Origin of the sequence: Devosia psychrophila (assembly GCF_000971275.1) — a bacterium.
Taxonomy (GTDB): domain Bacteria; phylum Pseudomonadota; class Alphaproteobacteria; order Rhizobiales; family Devosiaceae; genus Devosia; species Devosia psychrophila.
In genome coordinates, this window is sequence record NZ_LAPV01000166.1 from 52,162 (window position 1) to 68,553 (window position 16,392).

Genomic DNA, 16,392 nt, shown 5'->3' on the forward strand with positions numbered 1-16,392 from the left:
ACCAGATGGCCCGGCGCGAGGAAACGACACGGATGTGTGCACTGACACGGGCCGAAAAGCCCGTGGCAGAGCTGATCCGTTTCGTACTGGGGCCGGACGGTGTGCTGGTCCCCGACACCGATGCCAAGGCCGAGGGCCGCGGCGTCTGGATCAGCCTCAACAAGGTCCTCGTGGCCGAGGCCGTCAAAAAGAAGGTCTTTGCCCGCAGCCTCAAGACCGAGGTCAAACTGCCCGAAGACCTGCCCGGCCTGACGCAGACCCGGCTTGAAGGGCGCTACCTCAATGCGCTGGGCATGGCCCGCAAGGCGGGTCAGTTGACCTTTGGCGCCACCAAGGTGCGTGCCCTGATCGACAATGGAAGCCTGATCGCACTGATCACGGCAACCGATGCAGCAGAAGACGGCCGCAGCAAAATGGTCGGCCCGCTCAAAGCGCTGCATTACGCCGCCGAAGAAGAAGGAATTGAAGGCTTCGAAGTGCCCCATTTCGAATTGCTCAACTCAGAGCAAATGGGTTTGGCACTTGGCCTTGAAAATGTGATACATGCTGCCCTCACAAGAGGGGCGGCAGCCCAAGCAGCAGTAGAAAAGGCCCGGAGACTGGCCCTTTATACTGCTAAACCGACGGAAAAGGACACCGACCGCGCCGCGGTTGACGGTGACCTTTTGCCCGAGGCCACCGACGAAAGACGCGAGATACATGGCTGATAACGACGACAAGCGCACCGACGACACTAGCGCGAAGAAGACTCTGACATTGAAGGGCGGCCCAGGCCTGGGCAACCGTCCGGCGATGTCGCGTGGTCCTTCGCGATCGACGGTGGTTGTCGAGAAGCGTACGCGCCTGGTTCCCAAGCCCAATGCTCCGGCAGCGCCGCACCGCCCACAGTCGGCAACGGGTGCCCCACAGGGTCAACGTCCGCCTGCCGGCCGTCCGCCGCAGCAGCAGCGTGCTCCGCTCGGTTTATCGGCTGCAGAAGCAGAGGCCCGCCGCAACGCCCTGGCGCTGGCTGGCGCTCGCGCCGCCGAGGATCAGGAACGCTTTGCCGCTGACGAAGCTCGTCGCGTTGAAGAAGATGCGCGTCGCCGCGAAGTTCGCGAAGAAGCCGAGCGTGCTGAAGAAGCCCGCCGCCAGCTTGAAGCCCCGGAGCCAGAGGTTGCGGCTCCTGCAGCTGAAGCGCCTGTTGCTGCCGCATCCGCTCCGGCCGAAGCCGCCGCGCCGGAAGCTGCGGCCGTCACTGCTGCGCCCGCTACAGAGGCTCCTACTGAAGCTGTAGCGAGCGAGGAAGCCGTCTCGTCTGCGTCACAGCGCAGTGCTGGCCCATCCAGCGTGCGCGTCGTCGCAGGCCGTCCGGGCCAGCCACCGCGTCCGCCACGCGTCGAGCGTCCAAGCAATGCGCGCCCCGAAAGCGAACGCGGCGCCAATGCCCTAATCAAACCCGGCGCAGCCGGTGCACGACCGGGCGCTGCTGGTGCTCGTCCTTCCGGCACCGCGACGCGTCCGGCTGGTGAACGCCGTCCGGCTGGTGCCGGCATGGCGCCGATCGGCAACGTGCCACCCGCTGGTCCCAATGAAGCCGATGGCCGCAAGGTCCGTACCGGTTCGCCGCAGGCTCGTCCGACGACCGAAGCCGAACTGGAAAATGCGCGCCGCGCCTCGCGCGCTGCGCCGGAACGCCCCACCCGCAAGGTCGAAGACGGCAACGCACGTGGCCGCCTGACGGTGACCAATGCCGGCGCCGAGAGCGATCGCGACAAGGGCCCGTCCCTCGCCGCCATGCGCCGTCGTCGCGACAAGAAGATGGGCCGCAACCAGCAGGAAGCGCCAAAGCTCATCCGCGAAGTCATCATTCCAGAAGCCATTACGGTCGCCGAACTGGCGAACCGCATGGCCGAACGTTCGGTGACGGTCATCAAGATGCTGATGGCGCAGGGCACCATGGCCACAATCAATGATGTGGTTGATGCCGATACTGCCGAGCTGATCGCTCGCGAACTCGGCCACACGGTCAAGCGCGTCAGCGATGCCGACGTCGAAGAAGGTCTCTATGATCTTCCTGCCGACGACAAGGCCGAGGACCTGACCAACCGTGCGCCGGTCGTGACCATCATGGGTCACGTCGATCACGGCAAGACCTCGCTGCTCGATGCGATCCGCGAAGCCAATGTCGTGTCTGGCGAAGCCGGTGGCATCACCCAGCACATCGGCGCCTATCAGGTTGTCAAGAACGGCACCAAGATCACCTTCCTCGATACCCCGGGCCACGAGGCGTTCACCGCCATGCGTGCCCGCGGTGCCCAGGCGACCGATATCGCGGTCCTCGTGGTGGCGGCCGATGACGGCGTGATGCCGCAGACCATCGAATCCATCAAGCATGCCAAGGCAGCCGGTGTTCCGATCATCGTGGCCATCAACAAGATGGACAAGCCTGAAGCCAACCCGACCCGCGTTCGCACCGAGCTCCTGCAGCATGAAGTGTTCGTGGAATCGATGGGCGGCGACGTGCTCGACGTGGAAGTTTCGGCCAAGACCCGCGATGGTCTGGACAAGCTGCTCGAAACCATCCTGCTGCAGGCCGAAGTGCTCGAACTGCGCGTGGCCCAGGATGGCCGTGCCGAGGGTCTGGTCATCGAAGCCAAGCTCGATCGCGGCCGCGGTGCGGTGGCGACGGTTCTGGTACAGCGCGGCACTCTGGCGATCGGCGACATTGTCGTCGCCGGTACCGAATTTGCCCGCGTTCGTGCACTGATCAACGACAAGGGCGAGCAGGTCAAGGAAGCCGGTCCATCGGTTCCCGTCGAAGTGCTCGGCTTTACCGGCGTGCCGAATGCCGGCGATCGTTTCTCGGTCGTCGAGTCCGAAGCGCGGGCCCGCGAAGTCACCGAGTATCGTCAGCGCGCCATTCGTGAAAAGACGGCCGGCGGCGGCGCTACCAGCCTCGAGCAGATGATGAATCAGCTCAAGGTTGCCGGCATCGCAAAGTTCCCGCTGATCATCAAGGGCGACGTGCAGGGTTCGGTTGAAGCCATCGTGGCCTCGCTCAACAAGCTGTCGACCGACGAAGTGTCGGCGCAGCTGCTGATGAGCGCCGTGGGTGGCATCACCGAAAGCGACGTGACCCTGGCTTCGGCATCGAACGCCATCGTCATCGGCTTTAACGTGCGTGCCAATAAGCAGGCAACCGAGCTGGCCACCCGCGATGGCATCGAAATCCGCTACTACAACATCATCTACGATCTCGTGGATGATGTGAAGAATGCCATGAGCGGTCTGCTGAAGCCCGAACGTCGCGAGACCTTCATCGGCAATGCCCAGATCCTCGAAGTGTTCTCGATCACCAAGGTCGGCAAGGTTGCCGGCTGCCGGATCACCGAAGGCATGGTGGAACGTGGCTCGGGCGTGCGTCTTATCCGTGACAACGTGGTCATCCACGAAGGCAAGCTCAAGACGCTCAAGCGCTTCAAGGACGAAGTCAAGGAAGTGCAGACCGGCCAGGAATGCGGCATGGCCTTCGAGAATTACGAAGACATGCGCGCCGGCGACGTCATCGAATGCTTCCGTGTCGAGACTGTCCAGCGCACGCTGTAAGGCGTCATGCAATAATTTGAGAAACGGGCGTCCAATCGGGCGCCCGTTTCGTTTGAGCCGTAGCCTCACCTATCCGGAGACAGCATGGATCTCGTGGTTATCCTTGGCGACCAGCTGACGCTAGACGTGACCGCGCTGCGGGCAAGCACGCCTGAAACTGCCGTCGTACTGATGGCGGAGGTAGGAACCGAGACCAGCTACGCCTGGCATCACAAGCAAAAGCTGGTGCTGGTGCTCTCGGCGATGCGGCATTTTGCTGACGAACTGCGTCAACATGGCTGGATGGTCGACTACGTCACTCTGCCCAATCCCAACAACACCCAAAGCCTTGATGGCGAGGTTTTACGCGCTGTGGGTCGGCATACGGTCGAGCGCATCGTCACCACCGAGGCCGCCGAGTGGCGCGTCCGTGCCATGCAGCGCGGATGGGCGGAACTGACTGGGCTCAGTGTCGAGATTGAGCAAGACGATCGCTTCATCGCCAGCCACGCAACGTTCGATGGCTGGGCCGATGGTCGGCGCGAGTGGACCATGGAGTTCTTTTATCGGGAGATGCGCCGGAAAACCGGGCTGCTGCTCGATGGCGGCCGACAGCCGCTCGGCGGCCGATGGAACTTTGACGCGGAGAACCGCAAGACCGCCAAGCCCGATCTGTTCATGCCCAAGCCGCTGAGCTTCCCGCCTGACACTATCACGCGCGAGGTGATGGAGCTGGTCAGCACCCAGTTTGCCGACAATCCGGGGCGGCAGGAGCGGTTTGGATATGCCGTTACGCGCGCCGATGCGGAGCGCGCGCGGGCTCATTTCCTCGATGCAATGCTGCCGCGCTTTGGCGACTATCAGGACGCAATGCTGACAAGCGAGCAAACGCTCTACCATTCCGTCCTGTCACCCTACATCAACCTTGGCCTGCTCGATCCGCTGGCTTTATGCCGGGCTGCAGAGGTCGAATATCTCGAGGGCAGGGCGCCTCTCAACAGCGTCGAGGGCTTCATTCGCCAGATTATCGGCTGGCGAGAGTATATGCGCGGTGTCTACTGGCATGAGATGCCTGCCTATCGCGACCGCAATGCGCTCGGTGCAAAACTCGACCTGCCCTGGTTCTACTGGGATGGCCAGACCGAAATGAACTGCCTGGCGCAAGCCATCGGCCAGACGCTGGAGACTGCCTATGCCCATCACATCCAGCGCTTGATGATCACCGGCAACTTTGCCATGCTGGCAGGCGTCGACCCGTTCCAGGTGCATGAATGGTATCTGGCGATCTACATCGATGCGTTCGAGTGGGTTGAATTGCCCAATACGCTGGGCATGAGCCAGTTTGGCGACGGCGGCCTGGTGGGCTCCAAGCCCTATGCCGCCAGCGCCAACTACATCTCGAAAATGAGCGATTATTGCGAGGGCTGCCGCTTCAATCCCAAGTTGCGGCATGGGCCCAATGCTTGCCCGTTCAACGCGCTGTACTGGGATTTTCTGGCACGAAACCGGCAGGTTTTGGCCGCCAATACACGGATGAAGCGCAACTACATGGTCTGGGACCGGATGGATCCGGCCGAGCAAAGCGCAACGCTTGCTCATGCGGCCGTCGTGCTGGGACATCTCGAAACAGAGGCCAAGCGACGGTCCGGCGCATAAAAAAGCCCGCTCGGTGAGCGGGCCTTTCGATGTTGATCCCGGGCCCTTGTCGCGGCAGCAGAAAACTTTGCTCCGGTGACTACGGATTCCGAAACAAGGCGTCCCACTGCCGCGGCAGTGGCCCCGGATTGTTTAGTTGATCACGACGACTTTCGCGCCAACCGGCACGCGGGCGTAAAGATCGATAATGTCTTGGTTCATCAGGCGGATGCAGCCCGAGGAAACGTTGGTGCCGATGGTGTAGGGCTCGGTGGTGCCGTGCAGACGGAACAACGTGTCGGCGCCATTCTTGTAGAGGTAGAGCGCGCGTGGGCCGAGCGGGTTGGTCGAGCCACCCTCAAGGCCGCCGGCATAGGCGCCGTAACGGTCGGGTTCGCGCTTGATCATTGCCTGGGTCGGAGTCCAGCGTGGCCATTCAGCCTTGCGGCCGACGCTGGCCGTGCCGCGGAACACCAGGGCTTCGCTCTTGCCAACGCCGACGCCGTAGCGCAGCGCGCGACCGCCTTCGAGGACGAGGAAGAGAAAGCGGTTGGGGGTATCGACCACGATCGTACCGGGGCGCTCGGAGGTGATGTAGGGCACTTCCTGGCGCCAGAACTGGGGGTCAACACGACGCAGGTCCATGGCAGCCACCGGGAACTTTTCGTTCGGCAGGGCGCCATACATGGCCTGGTAATAGGGATCGATCTGCGGCTCCTGCACGACTGGCGTGCGGGTGGAGGAGCAGGCGGCCAAAGCCAGGGCAGGCAGGCCGATCATGAACAAACGACGAGAGAGCAAGACAAATCCTGGGGCAGGGGTGACGCGAAAAACTGTGGGTGGCCAATGACCTAAGCTGCGACCAAATGGTGCGCTAGTGCAGGAAAGCCTCATTCGCCTAACGGGGCGTAACCAAGGCGGTTCCTCGCGTCAATGTGATGATTTTGCAGTGTTGCAAGGGCGCCACATCGATCCGATTGAACAAAAGAAAAGGCCCGGATCGCTCCGGGCCTTCCAAAGATGAACGGATTCTGCACGCTTATTCGGCGGCGGCTTCCGAGCCCGAGATTTCCTTGCCGGTTGCCTGATCAACAACCTTCATGGAAAGGCGGACTTTGCCGCGCTCGTCAAAGCCCAACAGCTTGACCCAAACCTTGTCGCCTTCCTTGACCACGTCGGTCGTCTTGGCAACGCGGGCTTCAGCCAACTGGCTGATGTGGACCAGGCCGTCCTTGGCGCCGAAGAAGTTCACAAAGGCGCCAAAATCGGCGGTCTTCACAACGGTGCCCTGATAGACGGCGCCGACTTCGGCTTCGTCGGTGATCGAGCGGATCCACTTCATCGCGGCTTCGATTTCCGAACCGTCCGAGGAGGAGATCTTGATGGTGCCATCGTCGTCGATGTTGATCTTGGCGCCGGTCTTTTCGACGATCTCGCGGATCACCTTGCCGCCGGTGCCGATCACTTCACGGATCTTCTCGGTCGGGATCTTCATGGTCTCGATGCGCGGAGCGAACTCGCCCACTTCCGAACGGGACGCGGTGATGGCATTGGCCATTTCGCCCAGGATGTGGATACGGCCGCCCTTGGCCTGCTCGAGCGCGATCTTCATGATCTGCTCGGTGATGCCGGCGATCTTGATGTCCATCTGCAGCGAGGTGATACCGACTTCGGTACCAGCCACCTTGAAGTCCATGTCGCCGAGGTGATCTTCGTCACCGAGAATGTCGCTGAGGACAGCAAACTTCTCGCCTTCGAGGATCAGGCCCATGGCGATACCAGCGACGGGGCGAGCCAGCGGCACGCCGGCGTCCATCAGTGCGAGCGAGGTGCCGCAGACGGTTGCCATCGAGGAGGAGCCGTTGGATTCGGTGATCTCGGACACGATACGGATCGTGTAGGGGAATTCTTCGACCGAAGGACGGATCGGGTTGATGGCGCGCCAGGCGAGCTTGCCGTGGCCGATTTCGCGACGACCCGGGGAACCCATGCGGCCAGCTTCACCAACCGAGTAGGGAGGGAAGTTGTAGTGCAGCAGGAAGTTCTGCTTGTGGGTGCCTTCCAGCGAGTCGATATACTGCTCGTCTTCGCCGGTGCCCAGCGTGGCAACGACCAGCGCCTGCGTTTCGCCGCGGGTGAACAGCGCCGAACCATGGGTACGGGGCAGGACGCCAACTTCGGAGACGATCGGACGGACGGTCGACAGATCGCGGCCGTCGATGCGCAGGCCGGTGTCGAGCACATTCCAGCGCACGATCTTGGCCTGGAGAGTGTGGATCACTTCGCTAAGGGCTTCGGCGGATACTTCACCGGCTTCGACCTTGGCGGCAAAGGCGGCCTTGACCGACTTCTTGGCCGCGTCGACGGCAGCGTAGCGCTGTGCCTTGTCGGTGATCTTGTAGGCAGCGCGCAGGTCGGTCTCGGCAACCTTGAGCACTTCGGCTTCGAGGGCCGAGTAATCGGGAGCGTGGAACTCGCGGGGTTCCTTGGCAGCCAGCTCAGCCAGCTTGATGATCGCCTGGATCACCTTGCGGCTTTCGGCATGACCGAACATCACAGCGCCGAGCATGATCTCTTCGCTCAGTTCCTTGGCTTCGGACTCAACCATCAGCACGGCGTCTTCGGTGCCGGCCATGACGAGGTCGAGCTTGGATTCGCTACGACGATCGACGGCGAGGTTCAGCACATACTGGCCATCGACATAACCGACGCGGGCAGCGCCGATCGGGCCCATGAAGGGAACGCCCGAAATGGTCAGGGCAGCGGATGCCGCGACCATGGCCAGCACGTCAGGATTGTTTTCCATGTCGTGCTGCAGGACGGTGATGACCACCTGGGTCTCGTGGCGGTACCCATCGGGGAACAGTGGGCGGATCGGACGATCGATCAGGCGAGACGTTAGGGTCTCGTTTTCGGTCGGGCGGCCTTCGCGCTTGAAATAGCCACCCGGGATCTTGCCGGCGGCGAAGTATTTTTCCTGGTAGTTGACGGTCAGCGGGAAGAAGTCGATGCCGGCCTTGGCGGTCTTGGCGCTGACGACGGTTGCCAGCAGGACGGTTTCGCCCAGGGTGGCGAGCACTGCGCCATCGGCCTGGCGGGCCATCTTGCCGGTCTCGAGCGTCAGGGGCTGGCCGCCCCAGTTGAGCTCGACCTTGTGGTAATCAAAATTGATCGTGGACATGTATCGTCTTTCCATTCTGCCGGCCGAGCGGTAACGCAGGGGCGTAGTCATCCCGCGAACTCAGTCCGGTGCGCCCGCACTTGGCCCTGCACCCCATGTGCAGCCCAAGCTCAAAATCAGGCGCGGTTTACGGCTTTGGCGAAGACGAAACATGAGCAAGACAACAAGCAGCTCCCTGACTTGTCAGGTGCCCCACGGATCAAAACCACAGAGATGATTTTGCGAGCGTGAGGCGGATAGGAGCGGCCAATAATCCTGCCATGCTCCGGCATTCGCCGGTCTACGCTTGGAGCCTGTTCGCAAACTCTACTGTGTCGGCCAACTGCCGGCGTTTTCTGCGCTTCCGGTGCTCACGTACAGGCGTACGCTCCGCTCCGGTTCTCGAAAGACACCGACATTTGACTCGCAACAGCGAATTTTCAAACGGGCTCCTATCGCCAATATCAAGGCGAAGGCAGATGCGAGGGTTGCCCCGCATCCGCAATAGTTGGTTGCGCGCGTTAGCGACGCAGACCCAGCTTTTCGATCAGGGTCTTGTAACGGACATCGTCGACCTTCTTGACGTAATCAAGCAGGCTACGACGGGTCGACACCAGCTTCAGCAAACCGCGGCGAGAATGGTTATCCTTGCCATGGTCCTTGAAGTGTTCGGTGAGGTTGGCAATGCGTTCCGACAGGATGGCAACCTGGACTTCCGGCGAGCCGGTGTCGTTTGGCTTGATTGCGTATTCCTGGATCAGTTCGGTCTTGCGTTCAGCAGTGATCGACATCGGATAGATCCCTTACATAGGAGGATTGGGTCGCCCCGGCCGGGATGTCGTCCAGGAGGGGCCATGAGTGTCCGGGCCCGAAGAGCCAAGACAGCCGGGTCTATAGTGCAAAGATGGCCAGAATACCAGAATTTATTCCGCTGCTTCCTCGGCGGGCGGGGTCGCAGCGGCATCCTCTGGGTCGATGGCCTGGAGCGGAATGACGAAGCGCCATTCGATGCCATCATCGTGGTAGATGCGCTGCACATCGGCGCTGAGCGAGCGGCCGACCATGGACTTGAGCACCGTGGTGCCGAAACCCGTGCGCTCGCTGGTTGGAAGCTTTTCGCCAACCGTCTCGCGCCACATCAGATCCAGCTTGTCATCGACAATTTTCCAGCGCACCGCGAGGCTGCCCGTGTCGCCCAAAAAGGCACCGTATTTGACCGCATTGGTCGAGAGTTCGTGCACCGCCATGCCCATGATCTGGGCAGCCGGGGCATTAAGGCGGATCATCGGGCCGGTGGCTTTGACGCGGGCCGGATCGTCGGGGCTGAAGGCGGCGATCTGGCTATCGATCAGATCACCCAGCGAAATGCCCGCCCGGCCATGCGTCAACAATAGGTCGGTGGAGCGCGAGAGCCCGAGAATACGCCGCTCGAAGGCCTGGACGTAGCCTTGCAGGTCATCAGCGCTGCGAGCTGTCTGCTTGGCCATGGCGGCAATCACCGTCATCTGGTTTTTGGAGCGATGTGCGACTTCCCGCATCAGGAAGCGCACATCGCTTTCAGCGGACTGACGATCAAGCGAAGCCTGGGCCAGCGCTTCGGAAATTTCGGCAATCTCGGAAACCGGGTAGCGGGTCGCCGCGACGGGCTGGCCCGCGCCTAACCGCTGAGCGTCTCGCGCCAGGCCGCGCACCGACTGGCCGATGCGCCGGCTGACCCAAAACATCGCCGCGACGATCAGGCCCAGCAGGATAAACCCGCCCGCTATCAGAAAGACCATCGTCGTCATCAGCGGCTGGTTGATGGTCCAGACCGGTGCCCAGGCCACCAGCCGCCACCCTGTGGTCGCCGACCGCTGGAGAACGCCGAGCGCCGGTCCCGCCGTGGTTTCGATGTCCTGCCACCCCACCGCGTAGCGCTGTGCCATCGGATCGAAGACCGAGAACTGGTCACCGACATTTGCTACACCGGGGCTGGCTGCAAGGACGCGACCATCGTTATCGATCAGGGCGGAATTCCAGCCATCCGGCAGGCTGTTGGACGACAGTGCCGACGCAAAATTATCGGCCTGCTGATTGAGGGCGATGAGCTTTTTGCCATAGGGGCCAAGATCGACCGGCAGCAGGATATTGTAGACCCAGCGCTTGGACACCGCACCGAGTACCAGGTCGCTCACCACGATCTCGTTGGTTTCGAAGGCCTTTTTTGCCGAAGCAACGTCGCTGGTCTGGTTGGGCGGGGTGTCATAGGGCACCCGCGTGCTGGCAAAGGTGGAGAAATCCGGATTGACGACGAACAGATGCGCTTCGGTACTGTCAAGCGCCAGCTTGGTGCGGTCGTAAAAGCCCTCAAAGTCCCCGTCGCGTAGGGATGGGGAGGCGGCCAGCACATGCAGTGTCGTAATATTGGCCGCGATCTCGCGTTCCATCGCCTGCACGATCGAGCGTGATGTCGCGACGATCAGGGTTTCGACGATGTCTTCCTGGGCGGATTGATTGCGCTGGATCAGCACCCCAGCAAAGATAAAGCTGGGCACGACGCTAATCAGCACCAGCGCCACGAGATAATAGACAATCGAACGGCGGCCCGGTTTGGCCTGGGTCTTGTCCGCCTGTTCCATGCTTGCCTGCAACCCTATCCCGAGGGCCACGCGTTTCCTTGGGGATTCGCGCGATCACTGCTGAATTGTCAGAAAGCATAGTAGTTTTTGGCCTTTGCGGGCAATCGCAAAGGCCGTGCGCTGGCAGTTTAGTAAATTAGATCAGTACTTGGCACTCGAATCGCTTGCAGGGAAGCTCTCGTCGACGGCCTCATCGACCTCGTCCCAGTTTTCGGGCTTGCCGGTCTGGGCGTCTTCACCGGCGTCACGCACCTGCACCGGGGAACTCTTGGGCCCGGGCTTCTTGCCGTCCTTCATGCCGGCGGCGTCATCAGTCTTCTTGATCTCGGTCATCTCGAACTCCTGTGGTGTCCAGCACTTAAACCTTTGGGGCAGGGGCATGGTTGCAGGCTGTTTGAGTATTGGCGCAGCCATTCGGGCCTTGCCGTAGCCATTCGGCCGTAGGCCGCATGGCCTTCTCGCCTCAATTCGCTTCACTGGAGCGATTTGCCCCTTGGGGACGGCTCGAAGTCTGGTAAATAGCGGCCATGACCGAGACGCGCGCCAATACCAAGAAGCTGTTCATCAAGACCTATGGTTGCCAGATGAACGTCTATGACAGCGACCGCATGATGGATGCGCTGGCGCCGCACGGCTATGAGACGACGCTGGACATGGCGACGGCAGACCTCGTGCTGCTCAACACCTGCCATATCCGCGAAAAGGCTTCGGAGAAGGTATTTTCCGAGCTGGGCCGGCTCAAGGAATTGCAGAGCGAGCGCCGGGCGCTGGGCGGCGACATGATGATCGGCGTTGCCGGCTGCGTGGCGCAGGCGGAGGGCGAGGAGATCGCCCGCCGCGCGCCGGTAGTCGACATGGTGTTTGGGCCGCAGGCCTATCACAAGCTGCCCGAAATGGTCAGCCGCACCGAAAGCACCCGCCATCTGCATCAGGCGTTGCGCAAGCCGATTGTCGACACCGATTTTCCCGAAGAAGACAAGTTTGCCCACCTTCCGGCGGCCCGCAAGGAAGTCACCATCAAGCGCGGGCTGACCGCATTCCTCACCGTGCAGGAAGGCTGCGACAAATTTTGTTCGTTCTGCGTGGTGCCCTATACGCGCGGTGCCGAAGTTTCGCGGCCGGTTAGCCAGATCCTCGCCGAGGCGCGCGGGCTGGTGGAAGCCGGGGTCAAGGAAATCACGCTGCTTGGCCAGAACGTCAACGCCTATCACGGCGACGACGAGGGCCGGGTGGTGGGGCTGGGCGAACTGGCGCATCGACTAGCCGAAATCCACGGGCTGGAGCGGCTGCGCTACACCACCAGCCATCCGCGCGACATGGACGATGCGCTGATCGCGGCGCATCGCGACCTCGATATCTTGATGCCCTATCTGCACCTGCCAGTGCAGTCTGGCAGCGACAGCATCCTCAAGGCGATGAACCGGCGGCACACCGCCGCGGAATATCTCAAGGTGATCGAGACCATCAAGACAGCGCGGCCCGACATGGCGCTATCGGGCGATTTCATCGTCGGCTTCCCCGGCGAGACGGACCAGGACTTCGAGGACACGCTCAAGATCATCGCCGATGTGGGCTATGCCTCGGCCTATTCGTTCAAATATTCGACGCGGCCCGGCACGCCGGGGGCGAACCTCGGCGATCAGGTCGATGAGGCGGTCAAGAATGAGCGGCTGTGGCGACTGCAGGACTTGGTCAATGCGCAGACTACGGCGTTTCATGCGTCATGCGTGGGCAAGACAATTCCGGTGCTGGTCGAACGGCCGGGTCGCATGCCGGGGCAGGTGGGCGGCCGCTCGCCCTATCTGCAGGCGGTGCATCTGGACGGCGGCGCTGAGCTGATCGGGGCGATCCATCAGGTCGAGATCGTGGGGACCAGCACGAATTCGCTGGTCGGGCGGTTAAAGGTCTCGGTGGCGGCTTAGTCTCACGGAGGAACGATAAGCTCGATTCCCGGAAAATAGGTTTGATATTTCCTGGCGTCGCGGGTCAGCAACGGCAATCGGCTGACCACCGCGTGCGCACCGACAAAAAAATCGGCCAGGATATTGGATCGTTGTCCGCCCGCCCGTCGGTATTGCGCGAATGCCTTGCCGGCAAGAAAGAGAGCTGCGGTAGGGAGGTAATGCATTTCTATGCCAGCGCCTCCTAAAAAAGCGTCCAGTTCTTCGATCCGGTCGAACCCGACTGAGAGCTCGGCATAGATGATTTCGTTTATGAGCAGCGGCCGATGAAGGGATGCGAGTTCCAGGTTTTGCTGCGACCAGTCCGCCCAGTTCGGGTCGTCTGTCGCCACATCAATAAGGACATTGGTATCGACCAGCGTCACAACTCACCACGTAATAGGGCCATGATCTCGTCCGTGCTGAGGTCTGTTTTTGCGCTGCCTCGCAATTTAGCGAACCTGCTGGGCCGTGCCTGCGTGCCGTCTGCCCGGCTCAAGACAATCTCACCTTTATCGTTACGACTGAAATCGACCCGCGTCCCCGGCTCGATGCCAAGAAGGTCACGCACTGGTTTGGGAATGGTGACCTGACCCTTGCTGGTTACTGCGGCACTCATGGCGGCCTCCAATGTAAGGAATGCTGTTTGAAGGTATTACTTTTGTGCCCGGTTTTCAAGTTGATGCGAGCCGGCAAACCACCCCTTGCCGATCCGCCTCCTTGTCACAATATTACTACAGACACTGGACCCAAATCGTCCTAGCGTCATTGATAGCGACAGGCGCAAGCCCGCGTCCGTCTCTTTCGGGAGCCACACCAGTTTGAGCAGGCACTTGTCACCGACCGCAGACAACGCACTCGCATCGCAACTCGAACTCGCTTTTGAAGACAATCGCCTCGCGGCCCAGCTGTATGGCGACTTCGACCAGAACCTTGCCTTGATCGAACAAAGGCTCAAGGTCTCTGCCACGCCCCGCGGCAATCACGTCCTGCTCAAAGGGGCGGCCTCATCGGTCGACCAGGCACGACGTGTGCTGGAATCTCTTTACGGCTCGCTTGAAGAAGGCCGCAGCATCGTCATCTCCGATGTTGATGGCGTCATCCGCATGATCCAGACCGAAGACAGCCAGCTGACGCTGCCGACGCTGGAACGCAAGGGCAAGGTGCGCATGGCCCAGATCGCCACGCGCAAATCCACCGTCGTCGCCCGCACGCCCGCCCAGGACGCCTATATGCGCTCGATGGAGCGGAACGAGCTGGTGTTCGGCGTTGGTCCGGCCGGTACCGGAAAGACCTATCTTGCCGTGGCGCATGCCGCCTCGCTGCTGGAACGCGGTGATATCAACCGCATCATCCTGTCGCGGCCAGCCGTCGAAGCCGGCGAGCGTCTCGGGTTTTTGCCCGGCGACATGAAGGAAAAGGTCGATCCTTACCTGCGCCCCCTGTATGACGCGCTATATGACATGATGAAGCCCGAAAACGTCGAGCGTTGCTTGACGTCCGGGATCATCGAAGTCGCGCCATTGGCCTTCATGCGTGGCAGGACCCTGGCCAATGCCGTGGTCATTCTCGACGAGGCGCAAAACACTACCGCAATGCAGATGAAGATGTTCCTGACCCGTCTGGGCGAGAATTCCAAGATGATCGTCACCGGCGATCCGACCCAGGTCGACCTGCCGCGCGGCGAGAAATCGGGGCTGGTGGAAGCCATCGGCCTGCTCGACGGGGTCGAGGGGGTGCATATTTCGCGCTTCAACGACAAGGACGTGGTGCGCCATGCCCTGGTTGGCCGCATCGTGCGGGCCTACGAGGCCGACACTGCCAAAAAGCTGGCCGATAAAGCCACCGAAGGGGTCGTCCGCTGACTGCTTCGCCGCTCGAGATCGCCGTTATCCGCAATGACGAAGCCTGGCCGGAGGATCTCGATCCTCTGGCCGAGCGCGCCGTTCTGGAAGCGCTCAAGCAGAGCAAGGCCAGGGTCAGGGGCGCGGCAGAGCTGTCGATCCTGCTGACCGATGACGAAGAGCAGCACGATCTCAACAAGCAGTGGCGCGGCAAAGACAGCTCGACCAATGTGTTGAGCTTTCCGCAGATCGAACCGTTTGGTCCGGTGCTGGGAATCCTCGGCGATATCACGCTGGCTCGCGAGACGCTGATCCGTGAAGCGGGGGAGCAGGGCGTCAGTTTCGAGGCGCATTTCACCCATCTGGTGGTGCATGGATTCCTGCATATCCTGGGCTATGACCACATCACCGATGAGGAGGCGACCGCGATGGAAAGCCTCGAAACATCTATATTGGCCACATTGGGGATAGACGACCCCTATGCCGATTAGCCTGGCGCCCCTATATTAGGGCGAGAATTTTCATGATCGAGGACAGAAAGCCGCTTCCTTTTGCGGCGCATGCACATGAACGATAGCGACAGTACGGGCCCAGTCGCCCCCTCAAATCCCGAACCTCCTTCTAGTACCGCCTCCGTCACCGCACGGGGGCAATCCATCTGGAACCGTCTCAGGGCCATGCTGGCCCGTGGTACGGTATCCCTGCGCGATGACCTGCAGGTCGCGCTCGACGAGCAGGGGAGCGCCGAAACGGCGGACTTCTCCGAGAGCGAGCGCACGATGCTGCAAAACGTGCTCAAGCTTTCCAATGTCTCCGTCGGCGACGTCATGGTCGAGCGCAGCGACATCCAGGCCATCGAGGCCGATGTCAACCTGGGCACGCTGATCGCCAAGTTCCGCGAGGTGCGCCACTCGCGCCTGCCTGTTTATGACGACAATCTCGACAACATCCTGGGCTTCATTCACGTCAAGGACGCGCTGGGCCGCATCACCGAGCCGGTGACCGATCCCGCCAAGGACGTGCCGGTCAAGCTGGTCTCGACCGTGCTTAAGCACAAGATCATCAAGCTCGACATCACGCGCGACGCCATGTTCGTGCCGACCTTCATGCCCGTCGGCGACCTGTTGCAGTCGATGCGCGCCTCCAGGGTGCACATGGCGATCGTGATCGACGAATATGGCGGCACCGACGGCCTCGTCACTATCGAGGACCTGCTTGAAGCGGTGGTTGGCGAGATCGAAGACGAGCATGACGAGCTGGCCGCGGCGCTGATCCGCAAGGTTGGCGTCGATACCTATATCGCAGATGCCCGTGCCGAACTCAGGGACGTACAGAAGCTGATCGGGCCGGAATTCGATCCCGGCGACTATGCCGAGGATGTCGATACGATCGGCGGGCTGGTGTTCGATCTTGCAGGGCATGTGCCGAAGCGTGGCGAGCGGGTGACCAAGCTCGAGGGTTTCGAGTTTGAAATTTTGGCTGCGGACAGCCGCCGCATCAAGCGGTTGAGAATCCGGCGCAAGCGGGACGTGGTGGAGCCATTGGCGATCACCGACCAGCGCAGCGAAGCCGATAAAGCCGCAGCGGAATAGACAGAAGCCCGGAGTGACCCGGACTTTTTTGTTTCT

The 16,392-nt window shown here is 61.4% G+C and carries 14 protein-coding genes; 7 read left to right on the forward strand and 7 right to left on the reverse strand.

The genetic code is table 11. The features are described from left to right. Positions 1 to 5: 5 nt before the first annotated feature. From WH91_RS18920 to WH91_RS18930, 3 genes are all read left to right on the forward strand, one after another. Complete coding sequence (locus tag WH91_RS18920) at positions 6 to 707, forward strand: RNA-binding protein (protein WP_074797186.1); 702 nt, start codon at positions 6 to 8, stop codon at positions 705 to 707. Then, positions 700 to 3,588: a translation initiation factor IF-2 gene (gene infB, locus WH91_RS18925; protein WP_046172565.1), complete on the forward strand. Its 2,889-nt coding sequence runs from the start codon at positions 700 to 702 to the stop codon at positions 3,586 to 3,588. Before WH91_RS18920 ends, infB begins: the two co-directional genes overlap by 8 nt. 84 nt (positions 3,589 to 3,672) lie before the next feature. After that, entirely contained in the window at positions 3,673 to 5,223 is a 1,551-nt protein-coding gene (locus WH91_RS18930; RefSeq protein WP_046172566.1) for a cryptochrome/photolyase family protein, read from the forward strand. A 132-nt stretch (positions 5,224 to 5,355) separates the two neighbouring features. Here WH91_RS18930 and WH91_RS18935 read toward each other — a convergent pair whose 3' ends face one another. The 5 genes from WH91_RS18935 to WH91_RS18955 form a co-directional block, all read right to left on the reverse strand. Next, positions 5,356 to 5,982, reverse strand: a complete 627-nt coding sequence (locus WH91_RS18935) for a L,D-transpeptidase (RefSeq protein ID WP_046172567.1) — start codon at positions 5,980 to 5,982, stop codon at positions 5,356 to 5,358. 259 nt (positions 5,983 to 6,241) lie between these two features. After that, complete coding sequence (pnp, locus tag WH91_RS18940; RefSeq protein WP_046172568.1) at positions 6,242 to 8,383, reverse strand: polyribonucleotide nucleotidyltransferase; 2,142 nt, start codon at positions 8,381 to 8,383, stop codon at positions 6,242 to 6,244. A 500-nt stretch (positions 8,384 to 8,883) separates the two neighbouring features. Beyond that, complete coding sequence (rpsO, locus tag WH91_RS18945) at positions 8,884 to 9,153, reverse strand: 30S ribosomal protein S15 (RefSeq protein ID WP_046172569.1); 270 nt, start codon at positions 9,151 to 9,153, stop codon at positions 8,884 to 8,886. A 132-nt stretch (positions 9,154 to 9,285) separates the two neighbouring features. Further along, a complete protein-coding gene (locus WH91_RS18950) occupies positions 9,286 to 10,980 on the reverse strand; it encodes a sensor histidine kinase (RefSeq protein ID WP_046172570.1) in 1,695 nt (564 codons plus the stop codon). Positions 10,981 to 11,121: 141 nt separating this feature from the next. Next, entirely contained in the window at positions 11,122 to 11,313 is a 192-nt protein-coding gene (locus tag WH91_RS18955) for a hypothetical protein (protein WP_046172571.1), read from the reverse strand. 194 nt (positions 11,314 to 11,507) lie between these two features. Here WH91_RS18955 and miaB point away from each other — a divergent pair, with 194 nt between their 5' ends. Next, complete coding sequence (miaB, locus tag WH91_RS18960) at positions 11,508 to 12,902, forward strand: tRNA (N6-isopentenyl adenosine(37)-C2)-methylthiotransferase MiaB (protein ID WP_046172572.1); 1,395 nt, start codon at positions 11,508 to 11,510, stop codon at positions 12,900 to 12,902. Between the two features lie 2 nt (positions 12,903 to 12,904). On the opposite strand, the gene WH91_RS18965 is transcribed toward miaB, so the two are convergent. Both WH91_RS18965 and WH91_RS18970 read right to left on the reverse strand, forming a co-directional pair. Then, positions 12,905 to 13,306: a type II toxin-antitoxin system VapC family toxin gene (locus WH91_RS18965; protein WP_046172573.1), complete on the reverse strand. Its 402-nt coding sequence runs from the start codon at positions 13,304 to 13,306 to the stop codon at positions 12,905 to 12,907. Beyond that, a complete protein-coding gene (locus WH91_RS18970; RefSeq protein ID WP_046172574.1) occupies positions 13,303 to 13,539 on the reverse strand; it encodes an AbrB/MazE/SpoVT family DNA-binding domain-containing protein in 237 nt (78 codons plus the stop codon). The genes WH91_RS18965 and WH91_RS18970 overlap by 4 nt, the downstream gene beginning before the upstream one ends. Positions 13,540 to 13,753: 214 nt before the next feature. On the opposite strand from WH91_RS18970, the gene WH91_RS18975 reads away from it, so the two are divergent. The 3 genes from WH91_RS18975 to WH91_RS18985 all read left to right on the forward strand — a co-directional run bounded on the left by WH91_RS18975 (position 13,754) and on the right by WH91_RS18985 (position 16,356). Beyond that, positions 13,754 to 14,785 (forward strand): PhoH family protein, encoded by a 1,032-nt coding sequence (locus tag WH91_RS18975; RefSeq protein WP_244542288.1) that lies wholly within the window; start codon positions 13,754 to 13,756, stop codon positions 14,783 to 14,785. A gap of 65 nt (positions 14,786 to 14,850) precedes the next feature. Further along, positions 14,851 to 15,255 carry an rRNA maturation RNase YbeY gene (gene ybeY, locus WH91_RS18980; protein ID WP_280140221.1) on the forward strand — a complete coding sequence of 135 codons (405 nt, stop codon included), beginning with the start codon at positions 14,851 to 14,853 and terminating at the stop codon, positions 15,253 to 15,255. A gap of 186 nt (positions 15,256 to 15,441) precedes the next feature. Then, entirely contained in the window at positions 15,442 to 16,356 is a 915-nt protein-coding gene (locus WH91_RS18985) for a hemolysin family protein (RefSeq protein WP_143077988.1), read from the forward strand. Positions 16,357 to 16,392 lie beyond the last annotated feature (36 nt).